The organism is Geodermatophilus sabuli (assembly GCF_010686765.1).
Taxonomy (GTDB): Bacteria; Actinomycetota; Actinomycetes; order Mycobacteriales; family Geodermatophilaceae; genus Geodermatophilus; species Geodermatophilus sabuli_A.
The window spans coordinates 76,632-101,886 of sequence record NZ_JAAGWF010000018.1 but is presented as its reverse complement, the minus strand read 5'-3'; the positions used below and the strand labels follow the sequence as shown (position 1 = coordinate 101,886).

At 74.7% G+C, this 25,255-nt stretch carries 26 protein-coding genes and 1 riboswitch; of the genes, 12 read left to right on the top strand and 14 right to left on the bottom strand.

The window, feature by feature from the left end:
* The first annotated feature begins 61 nt into the window (after positions 1–61).
* Both GCU56_RS16460 and GCU56_RS16455 read left to right on the top strand, forming a co-directional pair.
* Entirely contained in the window at positions 62–685 is a 624-nt protein-coding gene (locus GCU56_RS16460) for a nuclear transport factor 2 family protein (RefSeq protein ID WP_163482827.1), read from the top strand.
* 90 nt (positions 686–775) lie between these two features.
* A complete protein-coding gene (locus GCU56_RS16455; RefSeq protein ID WP_163482826.1) occupies positions 776–1,759 on the top strand; it encodes an ABC transporter substrate-binding protein in 984 nt (327 codons plus the stop codon).
* 107 nt (positions 1,760–1,866) lie between these two features.
* Here GCU56_RS16455 and GCU56_RS16450 read toward each other — a convergent pair whose 3' ends face one another.
* Positions 1,867–3,555 (bottom strand): (2,3-dihydroxybenzoyl)adenylate synthase, encoded by a 1,689-nt coding sequence (locus GCU56_RS16450; RefSeq protein ID WP_345771885.1) that lies wholly within the window; start codon positions 3,553–3,555, stop codon positions 1,867–1,869.
* On the bottom strand, positions 3,552–5,144 hold the full coding sequence (locus tag GCU56_RS16445; protein WP_163482825.1) for an FAD-dependent monooxygenase: 1,593 nt from the start codon (positions 5,142–5,144) through the stop codon (positions 3,552–3,554). The genes GCU56_RS16450 and GCU56_RS16445 overlap by 4 nt, the downstream gene beginning before the upstream one ends.
* A gap of 133 nt (positions 5,145–5,277) precedes the next feature.
* On the opposite strand from GCU56_RS16445, the gene GCU56_RS16440 reads away from it, so the two are divergent.
* On the top strand, positions 5,278–6,426 hold the full coding sequence (locus GCU56_RS16440) for a glycosyltransferase family 9 protein (protein ID WP_163482824.1): 1,149 nt from the start codon (positions 5,278–5,280) through the stop codon (positions 6,424–6,426).
* Between the two features lie 77 nt (positions 6,427–6,503).
* Here GCU56_RS16440 and GCU56_RS16435 read toward each other — a convergent pair whose 3' ends face one another.
* Positions 6,504–6,893, bottom strand: a complete 390-nt coding sequence (locus tag GCU56_RS16435) for a nuclear transport factor 2 family protein (protein ID WP_163482823.1) — start codon at positions 6,891–6,893, stop codon at positions 6,504–6,506.
* Between the two features lie 30 nt (positions 6,894–6,923).
* A complete protein-coding gene (locus tag GCU56_RS16430) occupies positions 6,924–7,349 on the bottom strand; it encodes a hypothetical protein (RefSeq protein ID WP_163482822.1) in 426 nt (141 codons plus the stop codon).
* A gap of 86 nt (positions 7,350–7,435) precedes the next feature.
* Here GCU56_RS16430 and GCU56_RS16425 point away from each other — a divergent pair, with 86 nt between their 5' ends.
* Both GCU56_RS16425 and GCU56_RS16420 read left to right on the top strand, forming a co-directional pair.
* Positions 7,436–8,239 (top strand): MmyB family transcriptional regulator, encoded by an 804-nt coding sequence (locus GCU56_RS16425; RefSeq protein WP_163482821.1) that lies wholly within the window; start codon positions 7,436–7,438, stop codon positions 8,237–8,239.
* Entirely contained in the window at positions 8,239–9,309 is a 1,071-nt protein-coding gene (locus tag GCU56_RS16420) for a maleylacetate reductase (RefSeq protein WP_204332231.1), read from the top strand. The genes GCU56_RS16425 and GCU56_RS16420 overlap by 1 nt, the downstream gene beginning before the upstream one ends.
* 28 nt (positions 9,310–9,337) lie before the next feature.
* On the opposite strand, the gene GCU56_RS16415 is transcribed toward GCU56_RS16420, so the two are convergent.
* The gene (locus GCU56_RS16415; protein ID WP_163482819.1) at positions 9,338–9,823 is read right to left on the bottom strand and encodes a response regulator; all 486 of its coding nucleotides are present in this window, start codon (positions 9,821–9,823) and stop codon (positions 9,338–9,340) included.
* Positions 9,824–10,070: 247 nt separating this feature from the next.
* On the opposite strand from GCU56_RS16415, the gene GCU56_RS16410 reads away from it, so the two are divergent.
* A complete protein-coding gene (locus tag GCU56_RS16410; protein ID WP_163482818.1) occupies positions 10,071–11,219 on the top strand; it encodes a zinc-dependent alcohol dehydrogenase in 1,149 nt (382 codons plus the stop codon).
* Positions 11,220–11,232: 13 nt separating this feature from the next.
* A complete protein-coding gene (locus tag GCU56_RS16405) occupies positions 11,233–11,820 on the top strand; it encodes a hypothetical protein (RefSeq protein ID WP_163482817.1) in 588 nt (195 codons plus the stop codon).
* Positions 11,821–11,838: 18 nt separating this feature from the next.
* Here the strand turns inward: GCU56_RS16405 and GCU56_RS16400 are convergent, their stop codons facing one another.
* A complete protein-coding gene (locus GCU56_RS16400; RefSeq protein ID WP_163482816.1) occupies positions 11,839–12,546 on the bottom strand; it encodes a methyltransferase domain-containing protein in 708 nt (235 codons plus the stop codon).
* A 171-nt stretch (positions 12,547–12,717) separates the two neighbouring features.
* On the opposite strand from GCU56_RS16400, the gene GCU56_RS16395 reads away from it, so the two are divergent.
* Positions 12,718–13,662: an intradiol ring-cleavage dioxygenase gene (locus tag GCU56_RS16395; protein WP_163482815.1), complete on the top strand. Its 945-nt coding sequence runs from the start codon at positions 12,718–12,720 to the stop codon at positions 13,660–13,662.
* A 105-nt stretch (positions 13,663–13,767) separates the two neighbouring features.
* Here GCU56_RS16395 and GCU56_RS16390 read toward each other — a convergent pair whose 3' ends face one another.
* Complete coding sequence (locus GCU56_RS16390) at positions 13,768–14,964, bottom strand: cobalamin-independent methionine synthase II family protein (protein WP_163482814.1); 1,197 nt, start codon at positions 14,962–14,964, stop codon at positions 13,768–13,770.
* Positions 14,965–15,067: 103 nt separating this feature from the next.
* Positions 15,068–15,177: riboswitch (SAM riboswitch) on the bottom strand.
* A gap of 106 nt (positions 15,178–15,283) precedes the next feature.
* Between GCU56_RS16390 and GCU56_RS16385 the strand changes: the two genes are divergently transcribed.
* Both GCU56_RS16385 and GCU56_RS16380 read left to right on the top strand, forming a co-directional pair.
* Positions 15,284–15,640 carry a thioredoxin family protein gene (locus tag GCU56_RS16385; protein WP_163482813.1) on the top strand — a complete coding sequence of 119 codons (357 nt, stop codon included), beginning with the start codon at positions 15,284–15,286 and terminating at the stop codon, positions 15,638–15,640.
* A gap of 26 nt (positions 15,641–15,666) precedes the next feature.
* Positions 15,667–16,578 carry an oxygenase MpaB family protein gene (locus GCU56_RS16380; RefSeq protein WP_163482812.1) on the top strand — a complete coding sequence of 304 codons (912 nt, stop codon included), beginning with the start codon at positions 15,667–15,669 and terminating at the stop codon, positions 16,576–16,578.
* Here the strand turns inward: GCU56_RS16380 and GCU56_RS16375 are convergent.
* From GCU56_RS16375 to paaA, 6 genes are all read right to left on the bottom strand, one after another.
* A complete protein-coding gene (locus GCU56_RS16375; RefSeq protein ID WP_163482811.1) occupies positions 16,572–17,369 on the bottom strand; it encodes an SDR family NAD(P)-dependent oxidoreductase in 798 nt (265 codons plus the stop codon). The two genes, GCU56_RS16380 and GCU56_RS16375, sit on opposite strands and share 7 nt — an antisense overlap.
* Before the next feature lie 135 nt (positions 17,370–17,504).
* Positions 17,505–18,596, bottom strand: a complete 1,092-nt coding sequence (gene paaE, locus GCU56_RS16370) for a 1,2-phenylacetyl-CoA epoxidase subunit PaaE (protein WP_163482810.1) — start codon at positions 18,594–18,596, stop codon at positions 17,505–17,507.
* Complete coding sequence (paaD, locus tag GCU56_RS16365; RefSeq protein WP_163482809.1) at positions 18,597–19,124, bottom strand: 1,2-phenylacetyl-CoA epoxidase subunit PaaD; 528 nt, start codon at positions 19,122–19,124, stop codon at positions 18,597–18,599.
* On the bottom strand, positions 19,121–20,032 hold the full coding sequence (paaC, locus tag GCU56_RS16360) for a 1,2-phenylacetyl-CoA epoxidase subunit PaaC (RefSeq protein WP_163482808.1): 912 nt from the start codon (positions 20,030–20,032) through the stop codon (positions 19,121–19,123). The genes paaD and paaC overlap by 4 nt, the downstream gene beginning before the upstream one ends.
* Positions 20,033–20,076: 44 nt before the next feature.
* Complete coding sequence (gene paaB, locus GCU56_RS16355; RefSeq protein ID WP_163482807.1) at positions 20,077–20,442, bottom strand: 1,2-phenylacetyl-CoA epoxidase subunit PaaB; 366 nt, start codon at positions 20,440–20,442, stop codon at positions 20,077–20,079.
* Complete coding sequence (gene paaA / locus GCU56_RS16350; protein ID WP_163482806.1) at positions 20,439–21,395, bottom strand: 1,2-phenylacetyl-CoA epoxidase subunit PaaA; 957 nt, start codon at positions 21,393–21,395, stop codon at positions 20,439–20,441. Before paaA ends, paaB begins: the two co-directional genes overlap by 4 nt.
* A 214-nt stretch (positions 21,396–21,609) precedes the next feature.
* Here paaA and paaK point away from each other — a divergent pair, with 214 nt between their 5' ends.
* The gene (gene paaK, locus GCU56_RS16345) at positions 21,610–22,950 is read left to right on the top strand and encodes a phenylacetate--CoA ligase PaaK (RefSeq protein WP_163482805.1); all 1,341 of its coding nucleotides are present in this window, start codon (positions 21,610–21,612) and stop codon (positions 22,948–22,950) included.
* The gene (locus tag GCU56_RS16340; protein ID WP_163482804.1) at positions 22,947–23,555 is read left to right on the top strand and encodes a TetR family transcriptional regulator; all 609 of its coding nucleotides are present in this window, start codon (positions 22,947–22,949) and stop codon (positions 23,553–23,555) included. The genes paaK and GCU56_RS16340 overlap by 4 nt, the downstream gene beginning before the upstream one ends.
* Before the next feature lie 18 nt (positions 23,556–23,573).
* Here the strand turns inward: GCU56_RS16340 and GCU56_RS16335 are convergent, their stop codons facing one another.
* A complete protein-coding gene (locus tag GCU56_RS16335; protein WP_163482803.1) occupies positions 23,574–25,205 on the bottom strand; it encodes a glycoside hydrolase family 13 protein in 1,632 nt (543 codons plus the stop codon).
* Between the last annotated feature and the right edge of the window lie 50 nt (positions 25,206–25,255).

Genomic DNA, 25,255 nt, shown 5'->3' with positions numbered 1-25,255 from the left:
GGGCTCGCCCGGCTCCGGTTGCTACTTTCCCCGGCACCCGAGGCGCCGACGGAGGCAACTGATGACGACCGACCCCGACCGCGACGAACGCGAGATCACCCGCGTGCTGCAGCAGTGGGTGCTCTACCGGGACGCCGGCGACTGGGAGCGCTTCGCGGGGGTGTGGGCGAGCGACGGGTTCATGACCGCGACCTGGTTCCAGGGCTCGGCCACCGACTTCATCGAGATCTCCCGGACCGGCTTCGAGAACGGCGTCCGGATCCTGCACTTCCTGGGCGGGACGGCCGTCGACGTCGACGGCGACCGGGCGATCGCGCAGACGAAGATGACCATCTCCCAGCGGGCCTCCGTCCACGACGTCGACGTCGACGTGGTGTGCACCGGGCGCTTCTACGACTTCTTCCGGCGCGACCCCGAGGGCTGGCGTGTCGTCCGCCGGCAGCCGATCTACGAGAAGGACCGCATGGACCCGGTGGCGCCGGACGCGGCACTCACGCTCGACCGGACCCTCCTCGAGTCCTTCCCGGTCGGCTACCGCCACCTCGCCTACCTGCAGAGCCAGATCGGCTACACGATCCACCCCGCGCTCCCCGGGCTCGTGGGGCCGGAGGTCGAGACCCTCTACCGGGAGGGGCGCGAGTGGCTCGCCGGCTCCGCCCTCCCGGGTCAGGCCCTCGCCCTGTGACGACCCCGTCGTCCACCCCGCACCGCCGCCGACCATCCGTCGGGACGTGCCCGACGGCGGAGCAGTCCTGGAGGAGAAGTGCGTCCTAGGTTGATCAGCCTCACCCTCGCCGGCGCGGTCGTGCTGACCGCGTGCGGAGGCGGGGACGAGGAGTCCGGGAACACCGACGCAGGTGGCTCGGCGGACTCGGGTGGCACTGCCACCGTCACCACCGTGCGGGTCGGGACGATCCCGATCGTGGACGTCGCCGCCCTCTACCTCGGCCAGGAGCAGGGCATCTTCGAGGAGCACGGCCTCGAGGTCGACCCGTTCCTCGCGCAGGGGGGCGCGGCGATCGTGCCCGCGGTGGTGAACGGCGAGGCCCAGTTCGGGTTCATCAACGTCACGAGCCTGCTGCAGGCCGAGGGCCGCGGCGTCCCGCTGGGCCTGCTGGCGGCGGGCGCGGGCGCGACCGGCAACACCGAGGACGACTTCGCCGCGGTGGTCGTCGCGGCCGACAGCCCGATCCAGGGCGCCGCGGACCTGGCCGGCACCCGGATCGCGATCAACTCGATCAACAACATCAGCGACACCGTCGTGCGGCAGAGCGTCCGGCAGGCCGGCGGTGACCCGTCGGGCATCGAGTTCGTGGAGATCCCGTTCCCGGACATGGTGGCCGCGGTCGGCACCGGCCAGGTGGACGCGGCCTTCACCGTGGAGCCGTTCGCGACCGTGGGGGAGAGCCAGGGGCTCCGGGCGGTGGCCTTCCCCTACACCGAGACCGACGACGACCTCACCGTCGCCGGGTGGTTCACCTCCGACCAGTACGCCGCGGAGAACCCCGAGGTCGTGCAGCAGTTCACCGACGCGATGACCGAGGCGCAGGCGTACGCGCAGGACAACCCCGACCAGGTGCGGGAGGTCCTCGGGACCTACACCCAGATCGCGCCGGAGATCGCCCAGCAGCTCACGCTGCCGACCTACCAGTCGGAGATCAACCGCGAGTCCGTGGAGCTGCTGCTCGAACTCGGTGAGCAGGACGGGATCATCGAGGGGGACGTGCAGCTCGACAACGTCCTCGTCGAGCAGGACTGACCGCGCGGGTCCCGCGCCGCTCCCGACCGGGGAGCGGTGCGGGGCCCGTCGCCACGGCGGAACGGCCGGCATCCCGGGGCGCCCCCTGACCCGCACCCGGGCCGCCACTACCCGGAGGCGGCCGCCTGCCGCCGGGCGACGTCCTCGCGGAGCGCCGACTTGTCGATCTTGCCCACCGTGGTGGTGGGCAGCTCGTCGACGATCTCGAGGCGTTCGGGCCAGGTGGAGGTGGCGACCCCGGCCCGGGCCAGCGCCTGCCGGACGTCGTCGAGGGCGAGGGCGGTGCCGGGCTTCAGGACGGCGTACAGGCAGACCCGCTCGCCCAGCTCGGGGTCCGGCATCGCGACCGCGGCGACGGAGGCCACCGGGGGCAGCAGCTGGTAGGCGAGGTTCTCCACCTCCTCGGCGCTGACCTTCTCACCGCCGCGGTTGATCATGTCCTTGTCCCGGCCCTCGACGACCAGGTTGCCGTCGGGACGGCGGCGGACGACGTCGCCGCTGCGGTACCAGCCGTCGGCGGTGAAGGCGCGGGCGTTCTGCTCCGCGGCCCGGTAGTAGCCGCGGGGGGTGTAGGGCCCGCGGGTCAGCAGCGCGCCGGGCGTGCCGTCGGGGACGTCCCGGTCCCGCTCGTCCACGACGCGCACCTCGTCGCCCTCGCTCAGGGGCCGGCCCTGGGTGGTGCAGACGACGTCCTCGGGGTCGTCGAGCCGGGTGTAGTTGAGCAGCCCCTCGGCCATGCCGAACACCTGCTGCAGCGTGCACCCGAGCACCGGGCGGACGGTGCGGGCGACCTCGTCGGCCAGGCGGGCCCCGCCCACCTGGAGCAGCTGCAGGGAGGCCAGCGGACCGGCGCCGTGGTCGCCGGCGTGGGCCAGCCACCGTTGCGCGACGGCGGGCACGGCGGCGGCCACGGTGACGCCCTCGGCGGCGATCGTGGCGAACGCCCGCGCGGGCTCGGGGGAGGGGAGCATGACCACCCGCCCGCCCGCCAGGAGGGTGCCGAGGATCCCGGGGCAGGCCAGCGGGAAGTTGTGCGAGGCCGGCAGGGTGCCCAGGTAGACGGTGTCGGGCCCGAGCCGGCACAGCTGCGCGCTGGCCCGGGCGTTGTAGGCGTAGTCGTCGTGGGTGCGGGCGATCAGCTTGGGCAGGCCGGTGGTGCCGCCGGACAGGAGGAACAGCGCCACCGACCGGCTGGCGGGCCCGTCTGCGTCCCAGCGGGCGCGGGCCGCGCCGGGGTCGTCCGGCTCGGCGCAGAGCGCGGTGAGGTCGGCCGAGCCGGCGCGGACCTCGTCGCCGGCCACGAGGACCTGCTCGAGGGTGGCCGATCCGGCGCGCAGCTCGTCGGCCATCCCGGCGTGGTCGAAGCCGCGCAGCGTGGCCGGCACGGCGATCGCCACCGCCTCGCTGTGCGCCACCAGGTGGCCGAGCTCGTGCCGCCGGTGCGCGGGCAGGGCCATCACCGGCACGATCCCGGCGCGCAGACAGGCGACGGTGAGGACGACGAACTGCCAGCAGTTGGGCAGCTGGACGACGATGCGGTCCTCCCGCTGCAGGCCGAGGTCGTCGACCAGGCGGCCGGCCAGCGCGTCGGCCCGCGCGGCCAGGGAGCGGTGGGTCAGCCGGACGTCGCCGTCCACCAGCGCCACCGCGTCGGGGTGCGCGTCGGCGGCGGCGAGCAGTTCGGCGCCGAGCGCGATCCCGCGCCACCACCCCCGCTCGGTGTACCGCCGCTGGAACTCCTCGGGCCACGGGACGACGCCGTCGGCGATCGGCGCGACGGCGCGGGCGCGGTTCACGGGGACACCTCCTCGACGGGTGCGCTGACCAGGTCGGTGCGGCCGGAGAGCACGGCGGTCACGGCGACGTCGGGAGCGCGGCCGGGATCGACCTCCTCGACCAGGAGGCTGACCGCGCCGTGCTCCAGCCGCGCCGCCTCGCACAGCAGCCGGCGGGTCAGCGCGCTGCCGCCCCCGACGGCGACCAGCGCGGCGCCGGCGGCCACCCCTCTCGCCACGACCTCCAGGGCGGCGGGCACCTGGTCCTCGCCGCTCGGCGCGGTCACCCACAGGCCCCAGGGACCGCCGTCGTCGCTCGGCCCCGGCCGCAGCGGGAGGGGGCCGCCGGGCAGGTGGGCCGCTCCGCCGCCGACCACGACGACCCGACCGTCCAGCCGCCGGCCGGCGACCTCGAGCGGGCTGTCCAGTGGTTCGGCCCCGTGCAGCTGCCGCCAGCGGTCGTGGACCCCGGCGACGAACGCGTCGTCGCGGCGGCTCAGCTTCGACTCGGTCAGGCTGCGGGTGAAGAAGTGGTAGGCGAACTGCCACGCCGGCAGGGCGTCGTGCGAGCGGCCGACGTGCTCCCACCAGGACAGGCTGGGGCGCGCGGCGTCCTGGATCTTCGCGACCGCGGGCTGCCGGACGCTCTCGTAGACGGCGAGGGCGGCATCGACGTCGTCCGGCTGCTCGTCGAGGGCGGCGACGAGCGCGACGGCGTCCTCCATGGCCATCTTGGTGCCCGAGCCGACCGAGAAGTGGGCGGTGTGGGCGGCGTCGCCGAGCAGCGCGATCGCCGTGCCGCCCACGCGATGCCGCCAGCGGCGGGCCCGGCGGGTGCGGAACACGCCCCACCGGGAGTTGTTCACCAGCAGGGGGTGCCCGTCGATCTGCTCGGCGAAGAGGTCCTGCAGGTACACCCGGGACTTCTCGTCGCTCGGTCCGGGCGGCTGCTCCACGTCGAACTCGTCGAGGCCCGCCGCGCGCCAGGAGTCCTCGTCGGTCTCCACGATGAACGTCGAGACGCCGTTGCCGATCGGGTAGCCGTGCACGGCGAAGACCCCGTGCGGCCCGCGCTCGTGCAGGAAGGTGAGTCCGCTGAACGGATGGGTGGTGCCCAGCCAGATGAACCGGGCGGTGGCGGTCTCGGCGGAGGGCGAGAAGACGTCGGCGAACCGGTCGCGCAGGCGGGAGTTGGCGCCGTCGGCGGCGACCACCAGGTCGTAGCCGGCGGCGATCAGCTCGTCCGGGCCGACCTCGGTGGCGAAGCGGACGTCGACACCGGCCGCCAGGGCCCGCTGCTGCAGCAGGTCGAGCAGCGTCCGCCGCTCGACGGCGGCCATGCCGTTGCCGCGGCAGACCAGGCGTTCCCCGTGCAGCCGGACCTCGATCGGGTCCCAGTGCACGCCGTGCTCGGCGAGCGCGTCGCGGAGCACGGGATCGGCCGCGTGGATGCCCTCCAGCGTCGCGTCGGAGAAGACCACCCCGAAGCCGAAGGTGTCCTGGGCGCGGTTCCGCTCGACGAGGGTGACCTCGCGATCCGGTGCGCTGGCCTTGGCGAGCGTGGCGGCGAAGAGCCCGCCGGGTCCGCCACCCAGTACCGCAGTACGCACGGCAGCCCCCGCAACGTGTTCCCTGGTGGACGGGCAGAGCCACACTCGCAGGTCACCTCGGCGCGGGGCAAGGGAGAGAGCCCGGGGCCGGGCCGGCACGGAAACCGGTTGCCCCGCTCGTGACGATCGAGGGGTGGACCGCGAACGGATGCTGGTGAACCTCTTCTACGCGCAACCGGTCGGCCACGCGATCGAGGCCCTGCACTACTGCACCGGGCACGCGGCGGCGGTGCCGGGCCGGGAGGTGTCGGTCGCGCTGAACGCGGCGACGGCGGTGGAGCTGGCCGCGTTCTGCCCGGCGGTGACGGCCGTCCACCCGGTCGACCACCCGTTCCTGGAGCCGTGCGAGGACTCCGCGGACCGGCTGCGCGAGCTGCCGCGCGACTGGGACTGGGTGGTCGACGACACCCGCCGCCACCAGCCGTTCCAGTACGAGCTGTTCCCCGGCATGCGCGACTACTACGCGGCCTCGGACGCGCACCTGCGCACCCCGGGCGGACGGCGGTCCGTCGTCGGCGCGGAGCGTGCCGGTTACCGCCCCCACCAGCGGTTGCGCCTTGACCTGCCCCTGGCCGTCCGCGAGCAGGCCGCACGCCGGCTGGCGCCCGGCCGCCCGCCGGCCGGGCGGATCGCGTTCATGCCCGCCGGGTCCAGCGACGCCTCGCTGTACCCGTCCCCGGACTCCTGGCTGCTCGTCCTCGACGCGCTCACCGAGGCGTTCCCCGGTCTCGAGATCGTCCTGGTCGGCCGGACCGCCCGCGACCGGCGGACCAGCACCGCGCTCACCGCGGAGGGGTTGCGCGCCCTGAGGGGCCACCGTTCGTCGCCCGTCGACTGCTTCGACGTCCCGCTCGCCGAGCAGCTCGCCGTCGTCGAGGCGTGCGACGTCTTCCTCGCCCCGCACACCGGCTTCGGTCTGGCCGCCCTCGCCGTCGGCACCCCGTGGCTGGCGCTGTCGGGCGGCCGCTGGTTCGAGTACTGGTTCAACCACGTGCCGTTCCGCTCGGTCCTGCCCGACACCGGCCGTCATCCCAGCTTCAGCCAGTTCGACCCCGCGGTCGTGGTGCTCGACGGGGACGACGGACCGCGCACGCCGAGCATGACCCGCGCCCGCGTCGTCGAGGACCTCGAGCGCATCGTCGGCGCGGCCGGCGAGCTGCTCGCCGGCACCCTGGGTTACGAGCGAGCGGTGCGGGAGTACGTCACTGCGCTGGTCGCCGCGCACGGAGGGGACAGCTCGGCGATCTGGTCGATCGACTCGGTCCACCTGCAGTACCTCTGACCCGGCCCGCCCGGGTCCGGCGCGACCGGTCGCGGGCGCGGGACGACAGCTGCGTCCCCGCCCGCGACCGGCCGCCCTCACGCGGCGGGGACCCGGTCCAGGAACCCCGCCACCGCGCGCAGCCGCCCCTGCCCGTCGACGGCGATGACGTCGAACCCCACGAGGGGTGCCGTCGCGTCGGCCGGAGCGCCGGCCGGGACCACCTCCCAGGTGAAGCGGGCGACGTCGTGGTGCCCGTCGACCGGGCCCGCCAGCCGGAACACCAGTCCGGGCAGCTGCGCCTGGACCGCGGCGACGGTGGCGTCGATCGACTCCCGGCCGCGGGCGTCGGCCAGCGGGTCGACGTAGCGGGCGTCCGGGGCGTACAGGTCGTCGATCGCCCGCCGGCGGGCGGAGGGATCGGTCTCGTTCCAGACGGCCAGGTAGCGCTCGGCGAGCACGGTGTGGTCGATGAGGACGTCGGTCATGGCAGTTCTCCTGTCGGTTCTCGTAGGGGGTCAGGACGAGGTGCGGCTGCGCAGCCCGCGCCACTGGAGCGCGGCGAAGCCGGCGACGACGGCGGCCTGGAGGGCGATCCAGGTGGTCCCGGCGACCGTCGGGGTGTGCCAGCCGCCGAGTGCGACGGCGACGCTGGCCGCCGCCCACAGCACGTTGGCCGTGACGACACCGGCGGCCGGTCCGGCGGGGACCGTCGTCCGGCGCCCGACCGCCCAGACGACGACGGCGAAGGCGAGCAGGAAGCCGCCGACGCCGCGCAGCACGCCCGCCGGCAGGCCGAGGAGGCCGGCCAGGACGGGTGCGGCGAGCAGGTAGCCGGCCCCGTTGAGGCCGGTCACCGCCGCGTCGAGCTGCAGTGCCGGCCGGAGCAGCCGGTCGGCACGGACGACCGGGCGGGCCCCGGTGGTGGTGGAGGTGGTGGTCATGCCGGAACGGTGGCCCCGGCCGGGCGCACCGTCGATTACCTGCGAGGTAAGCGACAGCCCGACGCGTCGCTCGCTACGGTGCGGCCGTGACCCAGCTCGCCACCAGCCCACCGGCCGGCGCGCTGCTGCGCACCTGGCGGCAGCGACGCCGGCTCAGCCAGCTCGACCTGTCCTGCCAGGCGGGGGTGTCCACCCGCCACCTCAGCTTCCTGGAGACCGGGCGGGCCCGTCCCACCCGGGAGATGCTGCTGCGGCTGGCCGAGGAGCTGGAGATCCCGCTGCGCGCGCGCAACGAGCTGCTGCTGTCCGCCGGCTTCGCGCCCGCCTACGCCGAGCGGCCCCTGGACGACCCCGCCATGGCACCGGTGCGCGAGGCGCTCGACCTGGTGCTGGCCGGCTACGAGCCCCATCCCGCCGTCGTCATCGACCGCACCTGGCACCTGGTGGCGGCCAACCGCAGCGTCGCGCTGCTGCTGGACGGCGCGGCGGAGTGGTTGCTGCGGCCGCCGGTCAACGTGCTGCGGCTGAGCCTGCACCCCGAGGGCATGGCGCCGCGGATCGCCAACCTGACCCAGTGGCGCACCCACGTGCTGCACCGCCTCGGCCGGGAGGCGGCCGGCACCGGTGACCCCGGCCTGGCCGCGCTGCACCGCGAGCTGGCCGCGCTGCCCGGCGGCCGCGGCGGGTCGCCGGCCGACGGGATCGTGGTGCCGCTGCGCATCCGGCACGGGGACGGCGAGCTGGCCTTCCTCAGCACGGTGACCACCTTCGGGACCGCCGTCGACGTCACCGCCGCGGAGCTCAGCATCGAGGCGTTCCTGCCCGCCGACCGGCACACGGCGGCCGTGCTGCGCGCGTTGACCGACCCGTCCACCGGAGGAGCACCGTGATGCGCTCGTTCACCTACCAGGCGCTGCCGATGCGGGTGCGGTTCGGCGCGGGCGCGGTGCGTGCGCTGCCCGAGGAGGTGGCGGCGCTCGGGCTCTCCCGGGTCCTGGTGCTGTGCTCGCCGGAGCAGGAGGAGACCGGCCGGATGGTGGCCGGCGCACTGGGTGAGCGGTCGGTGGGCGTGCTGGCCGAGGCGCGCATGCACGTGCCGGTCGAGGTCGCCGGTCACGCCCGCGACGTGGCCCGCGAGCTGGGGGCGGACGGCTGCGTGGCCGTCGGCGGCGGATCGGCGGTCGGGCTGGGCAAGGCGATCGCGCTGGAGCACGGGCTGCCCGTCATCGCGGTGCCGACGACGTACGCGGGGTCGGAGATGACACCGGTGTGGGGGCTGACCGAGGGCGGCGAGAAGCGGACCGGCCGGGACGTGCGGGTGCTGCCCCGCAGCGTCGTGTACGACCCGGAGCTCACGCTCACCCTGCCGGCCGGGTTGTCGGCCACGAGCGGCATGAACGCGATCGCCCATGCGGTGGAGGGGCTCTACGCCCCCGATGCGACGCCGATCGTGTCGCTGATGGCCGAGGAGGGGGCACGGGCGCTGGCCGGGGCGCTGCCCCGGGTGGTCGCGGACGGGACCGACCTGGACGCCCGGGCGGAGGCGCAGTACGGGGCGTGGTTGTGCGGCGCGGTGCTGGCCGCGACGACCATGTCCCTGCACCACAAGCTGTGCCACGCCCTGGGCGGGACGCTGGACCTGCCGCACGCCCCCACCCACACCGTGGTGCTGCCGCACGCCCTGGGGTTCAACCAGCCGGCGGCGCCGACGGCGGTCGCTGCGCTGTCCCGGGCACTGGGCGGGGTGGCCGATCCGGCGCGGGAGCTGTGGGCACTGGCCGGCCGGTTGGGGGCGCCCCGGTCCCTCCGGGAGCTCGGCATGGCCCGGGACGACGTGCCGCGGATCGCCGCGGCCGCCGTCGCCAGCCCGTACGCCAACCCGCGGCCGGTCACCCGGGAGGGCGTCGAGGCCCTGCTCGAGGCGGCGTGGGCCGGCGAGCCGCCCCCTCCGCCGGCCTGACGCTCGGACCGGGCGCCAGGGGTGCGGGTCAGCGCAGCCGCGGGGGGCTCTCCGCCGCGTAGGTGGACCGGGCCTCGACGGCGGGGGCGAGGGTCATCGACTCCCAGCCGTTCTCGACGAGGGCGGCGGCGGCTGCGCTCCACGCCCTCCCCCCGGAGGCGACCGTCCTGATCCGGTCGGGCAGTGCGCCGGGGTCGTCCCCCTTGAGCAGGTAGCCGGCGACGCCCAGCGCCGTGGCCTCGCGGACCGTCGCCGGGGTGAGGGCGCCGGTGAGGACCACCACCCGCACCTGCGGGTGCGTGGCCAGCAGCTCCCGCGTGGCCTCCAGCCCGTCCATCACCGGCATCCGCAGGTCCATGAGGACCACGTCGGGGAGGGTGCGCGCGACGGCGCCCGCCACCTCGCCCCCGTCCGCACACTCGCCGACGACCCTGATGTCGGTCGTGTCGGCGAACAGGTCGGTGAGCGCCTGCCGGATGAGCTGGTGGTCGTCCGCGACGAGGACCCTGATCATCGACGTTCTCCTCGATTCTCCCCCGTGCGACCTGGCCGGTACCCGGAGCGCACAGATGGCATCGTGCGGCCCCGCCCCCCGGGGCCGTCAGCCCAGCGGCTGGGGCTCGCCACCCCCCAATCGACGGGTTCCGCGATCGCCACCCGAGTGGCAGCGAGCCCGACGGTGACGCAGGGTCGGGGTACTCCGGTCACCAGGTCGGAGGGTGCGGTGTCACGCCGCCGCAGCTGCGTCCGGGAGGACCCCCATGCGAGCCATGGTCTACCGAGGGCCCTACAAGATCCGGGTCGAGGACAAGGACGTCCCGCCGATCGAGCACCCGAACGACGCGATCGTGCGGGTGACGCTGGCGGCGATCTGCGGGTCGGACCTGCACCTCTACCACGGCATGATGCCGGACACGCGGATCGGCCACACGTTCGGTCACGAGTTCATCGGGATCGTGGAGCAGGTCGGGTCCTCGGTCCAGAACCTGCAGGTGGGCGACCGGGTGATGGTGCCGTTCAACATCTTCTGCGGCAGCTGCTGGTTCTGCGCCCGGGGCCTGTACTCCAACTGCCACAACGTCAACCCGAACGCCACGGCGGTCGGCGGCATCTACGGCTACTCGCACACCACCGGCGGCTACGACGGCGGTCAGTCGCAGTACGTGCGGGTCCCGTTCGCCGACGTCGGGCCGGTGAGGATCCCCGACTGGATGCACGACGAGGACGCCGTGCTGCTCACCGACGCCGCCGCGACCGGCTACTTCGGCGCCCAGCTCGGCGAGATCGCCGAGGGTGACACCGTCGTCGTCCTGGGCGCCGGGCCGGTCGGGCTGGTCGCCGCGCAGTCCTCGTGGCTCATGGGCGCCGGCCGGGTGATCGTCATCGACCACCTGCAGGAGCGGCTGGAGAAGGCGCGCACGATGGCCCACGCCGAGACGCTCGACTACGACGAGTACGACGACATCGTCGTCGAGATGAAGAAGCAGACCGACCACCTCGGTGCCGACGTGGTGATCGAGGCGGTCGGCGCGGAGGCCGACGGCAACCTGGCCCAGCAGCTGACCGGTCCGAAGTTCAAGCTGCAGGGCGGCTCGGCCACCGCGCTGAACTGGGCGATCGACGGGGTGCGCAAGGGCGGCACCGTCTCGGTGGTCGGCGCCTACGGGCCGATCCCCAACGCGGTCAAGTTCGGCGACGCGCTGAACAAGGGCCTCACGCTGCGGATGAACCAGACGCCGGTGAAGCGGCAGTGGCCGCGGATGTTCGAGCACGTCCGCAACGGCCACCTGACGCCCCGGGCGATGGTCACCCACCGCTTCCCGCTGGAGCACATCGCCGAGGCGTACCACGTGTTCTCGGCCAAGCTCGACGGCTGCATCAAGCCGCTGGTCCTGCCCGACGCGGCGTGAGCGAGGAGCGACGATGACCGACCCCGAGATCCCCAGCGCCTACGTCCGGGACAAGCGCACGCCGCCGCCCAGCCGGGAGGAGCTGCGGGCCCGCATCCCCGGGTGGGGCGTCGACCTCGACCCCGCCGACCGGCCCTCCTACCCGAAGCTGCAGTACCCCGCGGACACCGGCGCCCACTGGGACTTCCCCGAGCGGCAGCCCGAGAAGTGGCCGCGGGAGCACTCCATCGAGCACGCCTTCGTCACCCCGGTCTTCGGCACCGCCCAGCCGCCGAGGGGGTTGTCCGGGGCCATCCGGAGGTACGCCTACGCGCGGTTCAGCGAGGGGCGCCTGGCGCACTGGCTGCTGCTGATCGTCGGGGACCGGGTCGACGCCTGGGGGAGCCACCTGCGGTCCTTCGCCACGCTCCGCCCGGACGACCCGGTGACCGAGACGGGCGTCCGCAGCGAGTTCACCCGCGGGGGGCTGCGCTCGCGGCGCGGGCGCTCGGATGCGCGCCACCACGCCCTCGACCCGGTGGTCGTGGCCGGGCCGTGGGTGGCCGGTGCGGCGGCCGCGTACGTCGGCGTCCGGTCGCTGGCCCGGGCCGCGCGCCGCTGACCCGCCGGAGCGAGCCGGTCAGGCGGCGGTGGCGGTGACGAAGGTGCAGATGCCGTCGCCCGAGTGCGCCCGCTGCCGCACACCGACGAGGGCCAGCACGGCGATCTCGACCCGGTAGGCCACCCGGAGCGCCCCGCGGTAGAAGGTGTCGCCGCCGTTCGTGACCCGGATCCGGTCGAAACCGGCCAGCCGGACGTGCTCGGTGAGCATCCAGTCCGGGAGGATCGTGATGTGCCCGGGCTGGTGGTAGTGCCCCGGCCCGAAGATGTAGGGGGCACCCCGGAGGAGCATCTTCAGCCGCGAGTGCGGGTGGGTGATGTTCGGCGTGCTCACCAGCAGCCCGTCGCCGGCCCGGAGGAGTGACCGGATCGACCGGAGCACCTTCCGCGGGTTCTCCACGTGCTCGAGGGTCTCCACGCACACGACCATGTCGAAGGGGCCGCGCGCCTGGTCGGTCCACTCGGGATCGTCGAGGTCGAGCCGGGCGATCCAGTCGTGCGGCGGGTCGAGGTCGGTCGGCACGACGTCGAAGCCGGCGTCCCGCAACCGCAGGGTGAGGGCACCGCACCCGGCGCCGACCTCCAGCACCCGGCCGCCGTGCGGGAGGGCAGCGCGGACCAACTCGACGGCGTACTCGTGCACCCCGGGGGCGGCGTGGACGCCGTGGCCCCGGTAGGACCGGGTCGCCGTCGTCCGCTGGCCCGTGGGCTGCTCGGCCTCGGCCACGGGGCCACGATCCCACGCCCGGGGGTCACCCGCCCGGTCGCGGACCGGGCTCCCCCGGGTCGACCGTGCCGTCGCGGCTCACAGCGGAGGTCCAGTCGGGGCACAGCCGGAGCCCGGTCGAGCCGCCGAGACTCGGCGCCGACGCACCGGACGACACCTCGGAGACCATCCATGCCGCAGCAGCCCCACCACGACCCGGCGACGTACCAGGGGCGTCCCCTCCCGCGGCCCGGGGAGGAGGTCGTCGACCAGGGGCTCGGCTTCGACGTCGGCACCCTGCTCGACCGCCGCCGGCTGCTGCAGGTGTTCGGTCTCGGTGCGGCGGCCGCGGGCCTGGCGGCGTGTGGCGGCTCCGGTGGCACCTCGGGCACGGCCTCCGCGGCGTCGTCGGCCGCCGCGGGCGAGATCCCGGACGAGACGGCCGGCCCCTATCCGGGCGACGGCTCCAACGGGCCCGACGTCCTCGAGCAGAGCGGCATCGTGCGCAGCGACATCCGGTCCAGCTTCGGCGAGGCGACCGGCACCGCGGCGGGGGTGCCGATGACGCTGGAACTGGTGCTGTCCGACCTGGCCGGTGGTGGGATCCCGTTCGAGGGGGTGGCCGTCTACGTCTGGCACTGCGACCGCGACGGCGGCTACTCGATGTACTCCGAGGGCATCACCGACCAGAACTACCTCCGCGGCGTCCAGGTCAGCGATGCCGCCGGTCGGGTGCGCTTCACCAGCATCGTCCCGGCCTGCTACACCGGGCGGTGGCCGCACGTCCACTTCGAGGTCTACCCGGACCAGGCCGCCCTCACCGACGCCACGAGCGCCATCGCCACGTCGCAGGTGGCGCTGCCCCAGGAGCTCTGCGACGCCGTGTACGCCCAGCCCGGCTACGAGAGCTCGCTGGCGACGCTGGCACGGGTCACGCTGGACAGCGACAACGTCTTCGGTGACGACGGCGGCGCGAGCCAGCTGGCCACCGTGAGCGGCGACGTGACCGCCGGCTACGCCGTCACCCTCGCGGTGGGCGTCGACACCGGCACCACACCGACCGGCGGCGGGCTCTCGGGCGACGGCGCTCCCTCCGGTGCACCCGGGGGAGGCGGCCGCGGCGGCCCGCCCGACTGACCGCACCACCGCCTCGATCGGCGCGATCCACGACGTCCTGCTCGCGCCGACCCGACCCGCCCGCCGGCCACCGCCCCCACAGGGGCGGTGGCCGGCGGTCCCGGCTCACCGCCAGAGGATCTCGCTGGCCCGAGCGGCACCCTCGCCGAGCGCCTGCAGCTTCGCCCAGGCCACCTCCGGGTGGCTGCGGGCCCGGAACCCGCAGTCGGTCCCGGCGATGACGTTCTCCCGGCCCACCACCCCGGCGTAGCGGACGATGCGTTCGGCGACCCCCTCCGGGTGCTCCACCACGTTGGTCGCGTGCGAGACGACACCGGGCATGACGATCTTGCCGTCGGGCAGCGGCCGCCGCTCGAACGCCCGCCACTCGTGGTCGTGGCGGACGTTGGCCGCCTCCACCGAGTACGTCTGCGCCTGCACCTGGTAGACGAGGTCGAGGATGTCGGCGAGCCCGATGTCGCTGGTGTGCGGCGCGTTCCAGCTGCCCCAGCAGATGTGGTACCTGACCTGCTCCTCCGGGATGCCCTCGAGCGCCCGGTTGGTCGCCGCCACGATGAGCTCGCCGAGCTCCAGGGTCTGTGCGCGGGTCAGCTCCAGCATGTCGTGCGTGGAGGGCAGCATCGGGTCGTCGATCTGGACGACCAGTCCCGCCTCGGCGATCGCCCGGCACTCCTCGCCGATCGCGTCGGCGAGCGCGAACAGGTAGGCCTCCTGGTCGCCGTAGTGCTCGTCGGCGAAGAGCGTGCCGAACGTCCCGGGGGCGGCGACGCCGATGAAGCCCTCCCCGGGGTCGGCGCCGACGGCCCCCAGGGCGACCTTGAGCGCGGCGATGTCGGCGGCCACGGCGTCCTGCCCGACGTAGGTGATCGGGCCGACACAGGTCGGCCAGGTGGGCGGCCCGGAGGTGTTGAAGAACGACTCGCTGTGCCGTTGCCACAGGGTCACGCCGTCGAGCTCGGCCGCGTCGCGGTAGAAGCCGGGGAACCGCGCGATGTCGGTGGCCCCACCGAGCCCGCGCTTCATGGACGGCGGCAGGGCCGAGGACTCCACCAGCCCGCCGAGCCTGGTCGCGGCGTAGTTGATCCAGTTGGTCTTGCTGTACTCCCCGTCGTTGACCAGGTCGACGCCGAGCTCGCGCTGCGTGCGGACGACGCCCTCGACCTCCTGGGGGAGCAGGGTGGCCCAGCCGGGGTCGGGAGGGGTGGTGGGGTCGAAGTGGCGCGCGGCCACGGCCTCGAAGTCGGCGCTCCGGTGGAGCGAGCCGGTGTGGCTGGTCAGGATCCGGTCGGTGCTGCGTCTCATGGCCCGACCTCCGGACAGGTCGTCCGGGCGGGGGGAGCGGTGCGGAACACGGGGGTCTCCTCGCGTCGCTGCGGAGCGCAGGACGGGCGAGGGAGCTCGGACGCCGCTGCGCTTGCCCTGCCGGCGGCAGGGCCAGGTCGTCACCCGGGGCACCCCGCCGCAGTGGAGGGTTGCCGACCAGCGAGCCGGGGCTTGACGCTGGTACTCGAGACCTGGCGCGACGCTAGGGGCGGCCGGGAGGGCCCGTCAAGGCCCCGCCGGATGCGCCCGCCCGGCCGGCCCCGCACACTGCGGAGAGCGGTTGAGGAGGGGATGCCGGATGAGCGCGGTCAGCCTGTCCGAACGCGACTTCGCCGCGACCGTCGCCGGCGACGGCATCGTCCTGGTCGACTTCCGGGCGCCCTGGTGCGGCCCGTCCCGGCGGTTCGGTCCGGTCCTCGAGGCCGCCGCGCGGCGGCACCCCGACGTCCGGCTGGCCGCGGTCGACATCGAGGCCGAACGGGACCTCGCCCGCGCGGTGGGGGTGCGTGCCGTGCCGACCCTGCTGGTCTACCGGGACGGCGTGCTGGTGTTCGCCGAGCCCGGCGCCCTGGCCGCGGACTCCCTCGACCTGCTCATCGCCACCATCCGGGACCTCGACATGCGGGCGGTGCGCGAGCAGTACCCCGCCGGCTGACCGGCGGCCCCTGGGACGCTGGGCGAGTGACCGCACTGGGGGAGACGGTCCGCGCACGGTTCCGGGCCCGGGTGTCCGGGGACCCGACCGGTGCGCCGGCCTGGGTCCGGGACATCGCGCTGGTGGGGGAGGGTCCCGGCTGGTTCGAGCCCGACGGCGTGGTCTGGCGGGTGCACGGCGACCTGGCCACCCTGGTCGGCGGGGTGGCCGCGCTGATGGGACAGGCCGCGCATCCCCTCGCCCTGGCCGGCGTGGAAGGGCACTCGGCCTACCGCGAGGACCCGTGGAAGCGACTGGCCGGCACTGCGCGCTGGCTGGTCGTCAGCACCTTCGGCTCCGCCGAGCTGGCCGGGCGGGAGGCGGCGCGGGTCCGCCGGATCCACGCGACCGTCCGCGGCACCGCTCCCGACGGCCGGGCCTACTCGGCCGAGGACGCCGTCCTCCAGCGCTGGGTGCACCTCGCCTTCACCGACGCGTTCCTCGCCGCCCAGCGGGCCGTGGGGCAGGACCTGACCGCGCGCTTCGGCCGGCGGTGGCCGGACGGCTACGTCGCCCAGTGGGCGCGCAGCGCGCAGGCGCTGGGCGCCGGCGACCTGCCCGGCAGCGAGGCCGAGCTGGTCGACGCGCTGGCCGGGTACCGGCCCGAGCTGGCGCCGGTGCCGGCGGAGCTGCGGGCCTTCCTCGCCGCTCCGCCGGGTCTGGGACCGGCGGAGCGGGTGTTCTACCGGGGGCTCGCCGGAGCCGCCGCGCACCTGGTGTCGCCGACCGTCGCGCCGTTCGCCGGGGTGCCCGGCCGGAGCCGTCCCGCCGGCGTCCGGCCCGTGGCGGCCGCGCTGCAGCTGCGCGCGGCGCGGCAGGTGCTCGGCCCGTACAGCCCCTCCGAGGAGGCCGCCCGCTGGCGTCTGGGCCTGGGGCCGGCCCCGGCGTGGGCTCAGTAGTGGATCGCGCCCCGGGTGCCGCCCCCGACGGTCACGGCGTCCCCGGTGATCCCGGCGCTGCGGGGTGAGGCGAGGAAGGTGACGACGTCGGCCACCTCCCGGGCGGTGACCAGCCGGCCGATGCTGGTGCCCGCGGCGAGGGCGCGGCCCACCTCCTCCGGCGTCCGGCCCTCCCTCCGGGCACGGTCGGCCACCACGTCGGCGAGGCGCTCGGTGACGGTGATGCCGGGGTGCACGACGGTCACCGTGATCCCGGCCGGGCCCAGCTCGTCGGCCAGGTTCTTGGTCATCGCGGCGACGGCGACGTTGCGCACCGACCCGACCAGCGATCCGGCGATCCGGGCGCCCAGCCCGCTGATGTTGATGATCCGGCCCCACCCGGCGTCGACCATGTGCGGGGCCACCGCCCGCGCGCAGCGCAGGTAGCCGAGCACCTTCGTCTCCACCTCGTCGCGCAGGGCGTCGTCGGACAGTTCGGCCAGCGGCGGCACCGGCCCGGGCACCGCCGGTCGCGCGGCGGCGTTGACCAGCACGTCCACGCCGCCGAGCTCGGCCACCACGCGGGCCACCATGCCGCGGACGGCGCCGTCGTCCCGGGTGTCGGCCGGGACGGGGAGCACCGTCGTCCCGTGCCGCCGCACCGCGTCGGCGGCCCGCGACAGCACCTCCGGGTCGCGGGCGACCAGGGCGACGTGCGCCCCCTCGGCCGCCAGGCCGTGCGCCACGGCCAGCCCGATGCCGCGGCTCGCGCCGGTCACGATCGCGCGCCGGCCGGTCAGCTCCAGGTCCATGTGGTCGTCCTCCTGGGAGATCGTTCCGCAACAGGGGTTTCAGTTCGGCAGGCCGGGGCAGATCCGCCTCGACCGGCCCCGGCGTGGCCGTGCAACCCCCGCGCCGGGGCCGCGGTCCGTCGGCCGCCGTCGCGATCAGGCGTCGTAGTCGACCGTGACCGCATCGCTGCGCGGCAGGCTCTGGCAGGTCAGCACGTAGCCGGCCGCCACCTCGGCGGGCTCCAGCGCGTAGTTCCGCCGCATCTGCACCTCGCCGTCGGTGACCCGCGCCCGGCAGGTGCCGCACACCCCGCCCTTGCAGGCGAAGGGGAGATCGCCGCGGACCTGCTGCGCCGAGTCCAGCACCGGCACGTCGCGGGGCAGCGCCAGGGTGGTCGAGCGGCCGTCGAGGACGACGGTGACCTGGCTGCTCGGCCCGCGGACGGTCTCCTCGTCCCCGCGGACCGGCGCGGGCGGGACGTCGTCGACGTAGAAGAGCTCCTGGTGCACCTTCCCGGCCGGGACGCCGAGCTCGGCCAGCAGCTCCCGGGCCTCCTGCACCATCCCGTGCGGGCCGCACAGCCACCAGTGGTCGACGTGCGGGGCGTCGACCAGGTGGCCGACGAGGGTCCGCAGCCGGGCGCCGTCGAGCCGGCCGCTGGTCAGCTCGGCGTCCCGCGGCTCGCGGGAGAGCACGTGCACCAGCTGCAGGCGAGGGCCGTGGCGGTCCTTCAAGTCAGCCAGCTCGTCGGCGAACATCACCGTGTTCGTCCGCCGGTTGCCGTAGAAGACGGTCACGGTCGAGCGCCCGTCCCGGAGCACGCTCGCCGCCAGCGACAGCGCCGGCGTGATGCCGGAGCCCGCGACGACGAAGACGTGGTCGGCCGGGACGGAGAGGTCGGCGGTGAACGTGCCCGACGGCGGCAGCACCTCGATGGCGTCCCCCGGCGCGACCTCGTGCACCAGCCAGGAGGAGAAGAACCCCCCGGGCACCTCGCGGACGCCGACCCGCGGCGGGTCGCCGACCGGCGCGCAGATGGAGTACGACCGGCGCTCGTCGCGGCCGCCGTCCACCCGGCGCAGGGTCAGGGCCTGGCCCGGGGCGAAGCGGTAGTCCTCGGCCAGCTCCGGCGGGACGGCGAAGGTGACCGCGACCGCGTCGTCGGTCAGCCGCTCGACCCGGGCCACGGTCAGCGGGTGGAACTGCGGCCGGCGGCGGTTGCGCACCGGCGCGTCGGTGCCGGTCACTCAGATCTCCTTGACGTGCTCGAACGGCTCCAGGCAGGCGCGGCAGCGGCGCAGCGCCTTGCACGCCGTGGCGCCGAACTCCGAGATCTCCACGGTGTCCGGCGAGCCGCACAGCGGGCAGGCGGCGGTGCGCCGCGTGGAGCCGAGCCGCAGCGGGATCGGACCCTCCGGGCGGTCCGGTGCCGGCCCGGGCGGGGCGATGCCACCCTCGGCGAGCTTGCGGCGGCCGGTGACGGTGATCCAGTCGGTGGTCCAGGCCGGGGCGAGCACCGTGCGGACCTCCACGTCGCGGTGGCCGGCGGAGTGGAGGGCGTGCAGGAGGTCGGCGCGCATGACGCCCATCGCCGGGCAGCCGGTGTAGGTGGGGGTGATCTCGACGACCACCGTGCCCCGCTCGATACGGACGTCGCGGAGGACGCCGAGGTCGGCGAGGGTGAGCGTCGGCAGCTCCGGATCGGTCACCGTCTCCGCCACCGCCCGCGGGTCCGGCGGGCCTTCGACGCCACGATGGCTGCTGGGCGCGGTCACCAGGTCGCCGCCGGGTGCTGGCGGGCCAGGCCCTGCAGGTCGGCGAGCAGGTCGCCGAGCTCGGGACCGTGCTCGCCCGCGCGGCCACGCGGAGCCGTGTCCGCCGGCCAGTCCGGCAGCCGCAGCGTCGCCCGTCCCAGCACCTCGCCGAGCACTGCCTGCACCTCCGCGCGCACCGTCGCGGGGTCAACGGCGACGCCGGCGGCGGTCAGCCGGGTCTCGACGTCGGTCGGGGTGAAGACGTCGGCCAGCAGGGGCCAGACGGTGTCGACGCCGTCCTGGGCCCGCCGGTGCGACTCCGCCGTCCCGTCGCCCAGCCGCAGCAACCAGCGCCCGGCGTGGTCGCGGTGGTAGGTCAGCTCGTTGACCCCCTTCGCCGCGATCGCGGCCAGCACCGAGTCACGGGACTCCCGCAGCCGAGCGAAGACGGCCAGCCGGATCGTGGCCGCCACCAGCAGCCGTGCCATGGTCCGGGCGAAGTCGCCGTTGGGTGCCGCGACCAGCGCGGTGCTGCGGAACTCGTCGGGCTCCCGGAAGTAGGCGAGCGCGTCCTCGTCGGGGATGCTCGCGGTGGCTCGCGAGCGGGAGCGGCCGAGCACGCCGACCGACCCGGCCCGGGCCAGCAGCAGCCGGGCCTGACCGAGCAGGTCGAGGGCCACGTTGGCGATGGCGACCTCCTCCTCCAGCTCCGGGGCGGCGGTGACCCACTGGGTGAGGCGCTGGGCGAGCACGAGGGCGTCGTCGCCCAGCATCAGGCAGTAGGTGCCGAGGTCCACGGGGTCGACGCCGTCGGGGACGGTGGTGTCCACGCCCGCGAGCGGCTCGTCGAACCCGGTGCCGAACGCCCAGTGCCCCTCCCCGCCCGACGCATGGTCCAGCGCCTCGTACACGGTCTCCTCGTGAGCCATGTCAGCGGAACCTCTCGTGAGTCGTGCCCAGCCTCGGGGGTCCTCTACATGTGGGGGACGTTCTCGGGGATCTCGTAGAAGGTCGGGTGGCGGTAGACCTTGTCACCGCTCGGGGCGAACAGCGGGTCCTTCTCGTCCGGGCTGGAGGCGGTGATGTCGGCGGCCCGGACCACCCAGATGCTCACACCCTCGTTGCGCCGGGTGTAGAGGTCGCGTGCGGCGTCGATCGCCATCTCGTCGTCCGAGGCGTGCAGGGAGCCCACGTGCACGTGGTTGAGCCCCCGCTTGCCCCGGACGAACACCTCGTACAGCGGCCAGTCCCGCCGGCTGACCGCCGGCCTCGGCTCGACCGGGACGTCGGGGGAGAGGGGGACGGCGCCGTGTCCGCCCTCCGCTGTCACGTCACTCATGACCCGTGCTTCGACGCGTACGCGGTGGCCGCCTCGACCACCCAGGCGTTGTCGTCCCGCGCGGCCCGGCGCCGGCGGATCCGCTCGGCGTTGGCCGGCCCGTCGCCGGCGAGCACCCGCTGGAACTCGTCCCAGTCGATCGCGCCGAAGCGGTGGTGCCCGGTCGCGGGGTCGTACTCGAGGTCCGGGTCGGGCAGCGTCACGCCGAGGACCTCGGCCTGCGGCACCGACATGTCGACGTAGCGCTGCCGGAGCTCGTCGTTGCTGTGCCGCTTGATGCCCCAGGCCATCGACTGCGCCGAGTTGGGGCTGTCGGCGTCCGGCGGGCCGAACATCATCAGCGAGGGCCACCACCACCGGTCGACGGCATCCTGCACCATCGCCCGCTGCTCGGGGGTGCCGCGCATCATCGTCATGAGCAGCTCGTAGCCCTGCCGCTGGTGGAAGGACTCCTCCTTGCAGATGCGGATCATGGCCCGGGCGTAGGGCCCGTAGCTGGAGCGGCACAGCGGCACCTGGTTGCAGATGGCCGCGCCGTCCACCAGCCAGCCGATGACCCCGACGTCGGCGTAGGTCAGCGTCGGGTAGTTGAAGATCGAGCTGTACTTCTGCTTGCGCTCGATGAGCTTGTCGGTGAGGTCGGCCCGGTCGGCGCCCAGCGTCTCGGCCGCGGAGTACAGGTACATGCCGTGGCCGGCCTCGTCCTGCACCTTGGCCAGCAGGATGGCCTTGCGCCGCAGACTCGGTGCTGCCAGCAGCCAGTCACCCTCGGGCTGCATGCCGATGATCTCCGAGTGCGCGTGCTGGGCGATCTGCCGGATCAGCGTCCGGCGGTAGCCGTCGGGCATCCAGTCGCGCGGCTCGATCCGGTGCTCGGCGGCGATGACGGCGTCGAAGTGGCGCTGCAGGTCCGCCTCGTCGGGCGCGGGACGTTGCAGGGTGGGCGCGGACATCTCGTCCCCTCGGTGAAGACGGCGGACATTTACTGACCGCACGGTCGGTAATCAGTCTGCCCGACCGCCGGGAGCGGCACAACCCGTCGAGCGCCGGGCTTGACAGCGCGCCCGCCGGGGGAGTTGGTTGCCTGACCATCCGGTCGGTAATGACGGCGGGGGTCCACCCCGCGGGCCGTCCGGGGGACGACGTCGCGACCCACGGAGGCCCGTCATGACGGCTGCGACCGGCCGGACCGCCCGCCGGGTGGGGACGGCGCCCGACCCGGCCCTGCTCGATCCCGCGGAGCGGATCGGCGTCGACGAGCTCCGCGCCCTGCAGCTGGAGCGGCTGCGGTGGACCCTGCGGCACGCCTACGAGAACGTCCCGCACTACCGGGCGGCCTTCGACGCCGCCGGCGTGCACCCCGACGACTGCCGGTCGCTGGCGGACCTCGCGCGGTTCCCGACGACCAGCAAGGCCGACCTGCGGGAGAACTACCCGTTCGGCATGTTCGCCGTCCCCCGGGAGCAGGTGCGCCGGCTGCACGCCTCGTCGGGCACCACCGGCCGGCCCACCGTCGTCGGCTACACCGAGCGGGATCTCCGCACCTGGGCGATGGTGATGGCCCGGTCCATCCGGGCGGCCGGCGGGCGGGCGGGCGACGTCCTGCACAACGCGTACGGGTACGGGCTGTTCACCGGCGGGCTCGGGGCGCACTACGGCGCCGAGGAGCTGGGCTGCACCGTCGTCCCCGTCTCCGGCGGCATGACCCCGCGGCAGGTGCAGCTGATCACGGACTTCCGGCCGCGCGTCTTCATGGGGACGCCGTCCTACGTGCTCGCCCTCGTCGACGAGTTCGAGCGGCAGGGGCTCGACCCGCGGGCCAGCTCCCTGGAGATCGGCATCTTCGGCGCCGAGCCGTGGACCGAGCAGATGCGGCAGGAGATCGAGGACCGCCTGGACCTCGACGCCGTGGACATCTACGGCCTGTCCGAGGTGATGGGGCCAGGGGTCGCCCAGGAGTGCGTCGAGACCAAGGACGGCCTGCACGTCTGGGAGGACCTCTTCCTCCCCGAGGTGATCGACCCGCTCACCGGGGAGGTCCTGCCCGAGGGGGAGCAGGGGGAGCTGGTGTTCACCTCGCTGACCAAGGAGGCCATGCCGGTCGTCCGCTACCGCACCCGGGACCTCACCCGCCTGCTGCCCGGTACCGCCCGGCCCGGGATGCGGCGCATGGAGAAGATCACCGGTCGCACCGACGACATGATCATCCTGCGCGGGGTGAACCTCTTCCCCACCCAGGTGGAGGAGGTCGTCCTGCGGACGCCGGGCCTGTCGCCGCACTTCCGGCTGGTGCTGACCACCCGCGGCCGGCTGGACCACCTCACCGTCGAGGTCGAGGCGCGCCCCGACTGCCCGCCGGAGCGCCGGGGCCCGGCGGCCGCCGAGGTCGCGCAGGGCGTGCAGGACACCGTCGGCACCAGCCTGGACGTCGTCGTCGTGGACCCCGAGACGCTGCCCCGGTCGGTCGGCAAGCTCCAGCGCCTGTCCGACCGGCGTGAGCGGACGTGACGACCGGAGCGGTCACCGGACGGCGCGGGCGGCCCGGGCACTCCCTGGAGTCCCTGCTGGACGTCGCCGTCGCCGCGTTCATCGAGCGCGGCTACGAGGCGACCAGCATGGACGAGCTGGCGGCCCGGCTGGGCATCACCAAGTCGGCCATCTACCACCACGTGCCGAGCAAGGGCGAGCTGCTCCGCCTGGCCCTGGACCGGGCGCTGGACGCCCTGTCGGCGGTCACCGAGGAGCCCGGCGCCACCACCGGACCGGCCATCGACCGCCTCGAGCACGTGGTCCGCGGCTCGGTGCGAGTGCTCACCGCCGAGCTGCCGTCGGTCACCCTGCTGCTGCGGGTGCGCGGCAACTCCGCCGTCGAGCGGGCCGCGCTCGCCCGCCGGCGCGCGTTCGACCGGTTCGTCACCGACCTGGTCCGGGCCGCCGCGGAGGAGGGTGACGTCCGTCCCGACGTCGACCCCGCCGTCACCGGCCGGCTGCTGTTCGGCACCGTCAACTCGCTGACCGAGTGGTACCGGCCCGACGGCGGCCTGTCCGCCGACGCCCTCGCCGACGCCCTCGTCACCACCGCCTTCTCCGGCCTGCGCGCGGCCCCGCGCTGACCGGCGCGCCCGCGGAGGTCAGCTCTCGGTCAGCCACACGGCGCTGTTGGGCGGCAGCGCGACGGTGTCGCCGGAGCGCCGCACACGCGCGGTCGAGGCGAGCAGGACCGGGCCGGCGTCCCCGACCAGGACCGTCTCCGCGCCCATGTTGACCACGCACCGCACCGTCTCGTCGTCCCCGGCGCAGCGCACCGTCAGGACGTCGCCCTGCGTGCTGACCGTCGCCCGGCCGGAGCCGAAGGCGGGGTGCTCCTTGCGCAGGGCCAGGGCCCGCCGGTGCAGGTTGAGGGTCGAGCCGCTGCGGGACGTCTGCCGGGAGACGGCGTACCGGCCCCAGTCGGCGGGGATCGGCAGCCACGGGTCGGCGGCGGCGTCGGGGGAGAAACCGACGCCGGACGTCGCGTTCCAGGGCATCGGGATGCGGCAGCCGTCGCGGCCGGACCGCGTACCGCCGCTGCGGAGGAAGATCGGGTCCCGCTTCGCCTCGTCGGGCACGGTGGCCTGGGGCAGGCCCAGCTCGTCGCCGGCGTAGAGGTAGGCCGAGCCGGGCAGGGCCAGCATCAGCAGCGCCGCGGCCCGGGCGCGGGCGCGGCCCACGGCCCCGCCGCCGAAGCGGGTGACCTGACGGTCCTTGTCGTGGTTGCCCAGCACCCAGGACACCGGGGCGCCCACCGTCGCGAAGGAGTCCAGCGCGCTGCTGATCGCCTCGGCGAAGGACGTGGTGTCCCACGGCGACTTCAGCAGCCGGAACGACAGCGACTGGTGCATCTCGTCGGGCCGCGAGTAGAGCGCGACCTGCTCCAGGTCGGCCAGGCAGACCTCGCCGACGAGCATGGTGCCCGGGTACTCGTCGCAGATCTCCCGCCAGCGACGCCAGACGTCGTGCACCTCGGGCTGGTTCCAGGTCATGGCCTGTTCCGGGCCGTGCCCGAAGAGGGTGGGGGCGTAGACGCCCGGGTTGTCCCGGAGCGCGGCGTCCTTGTACAGGCCGTAGGCGACGTCCACCCGGAAGCCGCTGACGCCGCGGTCCAGCCAGAACCGCAGGGTCTCCTCGAAGTCGGCCGCCACGGCCGGGTCCCGCCAGTTCAGGTCGGGCTGCTCCGGGGCGAACAGGTGCAGGTACCAGCGGCCGTCGGGCGTGCGCGACCACGCCGGCCCGCCGAACAGCGACTGCCAGTTGTTCGGCGGCTCCTCCGACGGCGGCGCGAAGTGGTACCGGGCCGCCTCAGGGCAGTGCGGGTCGGCCAGCGCGGCCTGGAACCAGGCGTGCCGGTCGGAGGTGTGGTTCGGCACCACGTCCAGCACCACCCGGAGGCCGAGCCGGCGGGCGTCGTCCACCAGCGCCTCGAGGTCCGCGACGTCGCCGTAGTCGGGGTCGACCGCGCGGTAGTCGATGACGTCGTAGCCGCCGTCGGCCCCACCCGAGGGGTAGTGCGGGTTGATCCAGAGGGCGTCGACGCCGAGCCAGGCGAGGTAGGGCAGCCGCTGGCGCAGGCCGGTCAGGTCACCGATCCCGTCGCCGTCGCTGTCGGCGAACGAGCGCAGGTACACCTGGTAGACCACCGCACTGCGCCACCACTCGGACGGTGCGGCGGCAGGGGCGAGCTGCGGTCGGGTGGAGATCCCCGCGCTGGTGAGCCTGCGTGCCATGTGGGCTCTATCGGCGTCCCGGGGCCGCGACTGGTGTGTCCGGTCTCACG

Excerpts from the sequence above, each read along its gene's own strand:
- GCU56_RS16460 (WP_163482827.1), top strand. The coding sequence starts at position 62 with ATGACGACCGACCCCGACCGCGACGAACGCGAGATCACCCGCGTGCTG.
- GCU56_RS16435 (WP_163482823.1), bottom strand. The coding sequence starts at position 6,893 with ATGACCGACGTCCTCATCGACCACACCGTGCTCGCCGAGCGCTACCTG.
- GCU56_RS16430 (WP_163482822.1), bottom strand. The coding sequence starts at position 7,349 with ATGACCACCACCTCCACCACCACCGGGGCCCGCCCGGTCGTCCGTGCC.
- GCU56_RS16420 (WP_204332231.1), top strand. The coding sequence starts at position 8,239 with ATGCGCTCGTTCACCTACCAGGCGCTGCCGATGCGGGTGCGGTTCGGC.
- GCU56_RS16415 (WP_163482819.1), bottom strand. The coding sequence starts at position 9,823 with ATGATCAGGGTCCTCGTCGCGGACGACCACCAGCTCATCCGGCAGGCG.
- GCU56_RS16410 (WP_163482818.1), top strand. The coding sequence starts at position 10,071 with ATGCGAGCCATGGTCTACCGAGGGCCCTACAAGATCCGGGTCGAGGAC.
- GCU56_RS16405 (WP_163482817.1), top strand. The coding sequence starts at position 11,233 with ATGACCGACCCCGAGATCCCCAGCGCCTACGTCCGGGACAAGCGCACG.
- GCU56_RS16395 (WP_163482815.1), top strand. The coding sequence starts at position 12,718 with ATGCCGCAGCAGCCCCACCACGACCCGGCGACGTACCAGGGGCGTCCC.
- GCU56_RS16390 (WP_163482814.1), bottom strand. The coding sequence starts at position 14,964 with ATGAGACGCAGCACCGACCGGATCCTGACCAGCCACACCGGCTCGCTC.
- GCU56_RS16385 (WP_163482813.1), top strand. The coding sequence starts at position 15,284 with ATGAGCGCGGTCAGCCTGTCCGAACGCGACTTCGCCGCGACCGTCGCC.
- GCU56_RS16375 (WP_163482811.1), bottom strand. The coding sequence starts at position 17,369 with ATGGACCTGGAGCTGACCGGCCGGCGCGCGATCGTGACCGGCGCGAGC.
- paaC (WP_163482808.1), bottom strand. The coding sequence starts at position 20,032 with ATGGCTCACGAGGAGACCGTGTACGAGGCGCTGGACCATGCGTCGGGC.
- paaB (WP_163482807.1), bottom strand. The coding sequence starts at position 20,442 with ATGAGTGACGTGACAGCGGAGGGCGGACACGGCGCCGTCCCCCTCTCC.
- paaA (WP_163482806.1), bottom strand. The coding sequence starts at position 21,395 with ATGTCCGCGCCCACCCTGCAACGTCCCGCGCCCGACGAGGCGGACCTG.
- paaK (WP_163482805.1), top strand. The coding sequence starts at position 21,610 with ATGACGGCTGCGACCGGCCGGACCGCCCGCCGGGTGGGGACGGCGCCC.
- GCU56_RS16335 (WP_163482803.1), bottom strand. The coding sequence starts at position 25,205 with ATGGCACGCAGGCTCACCAGCGCGGGGATCTCCACCCGACCGCAGCTC.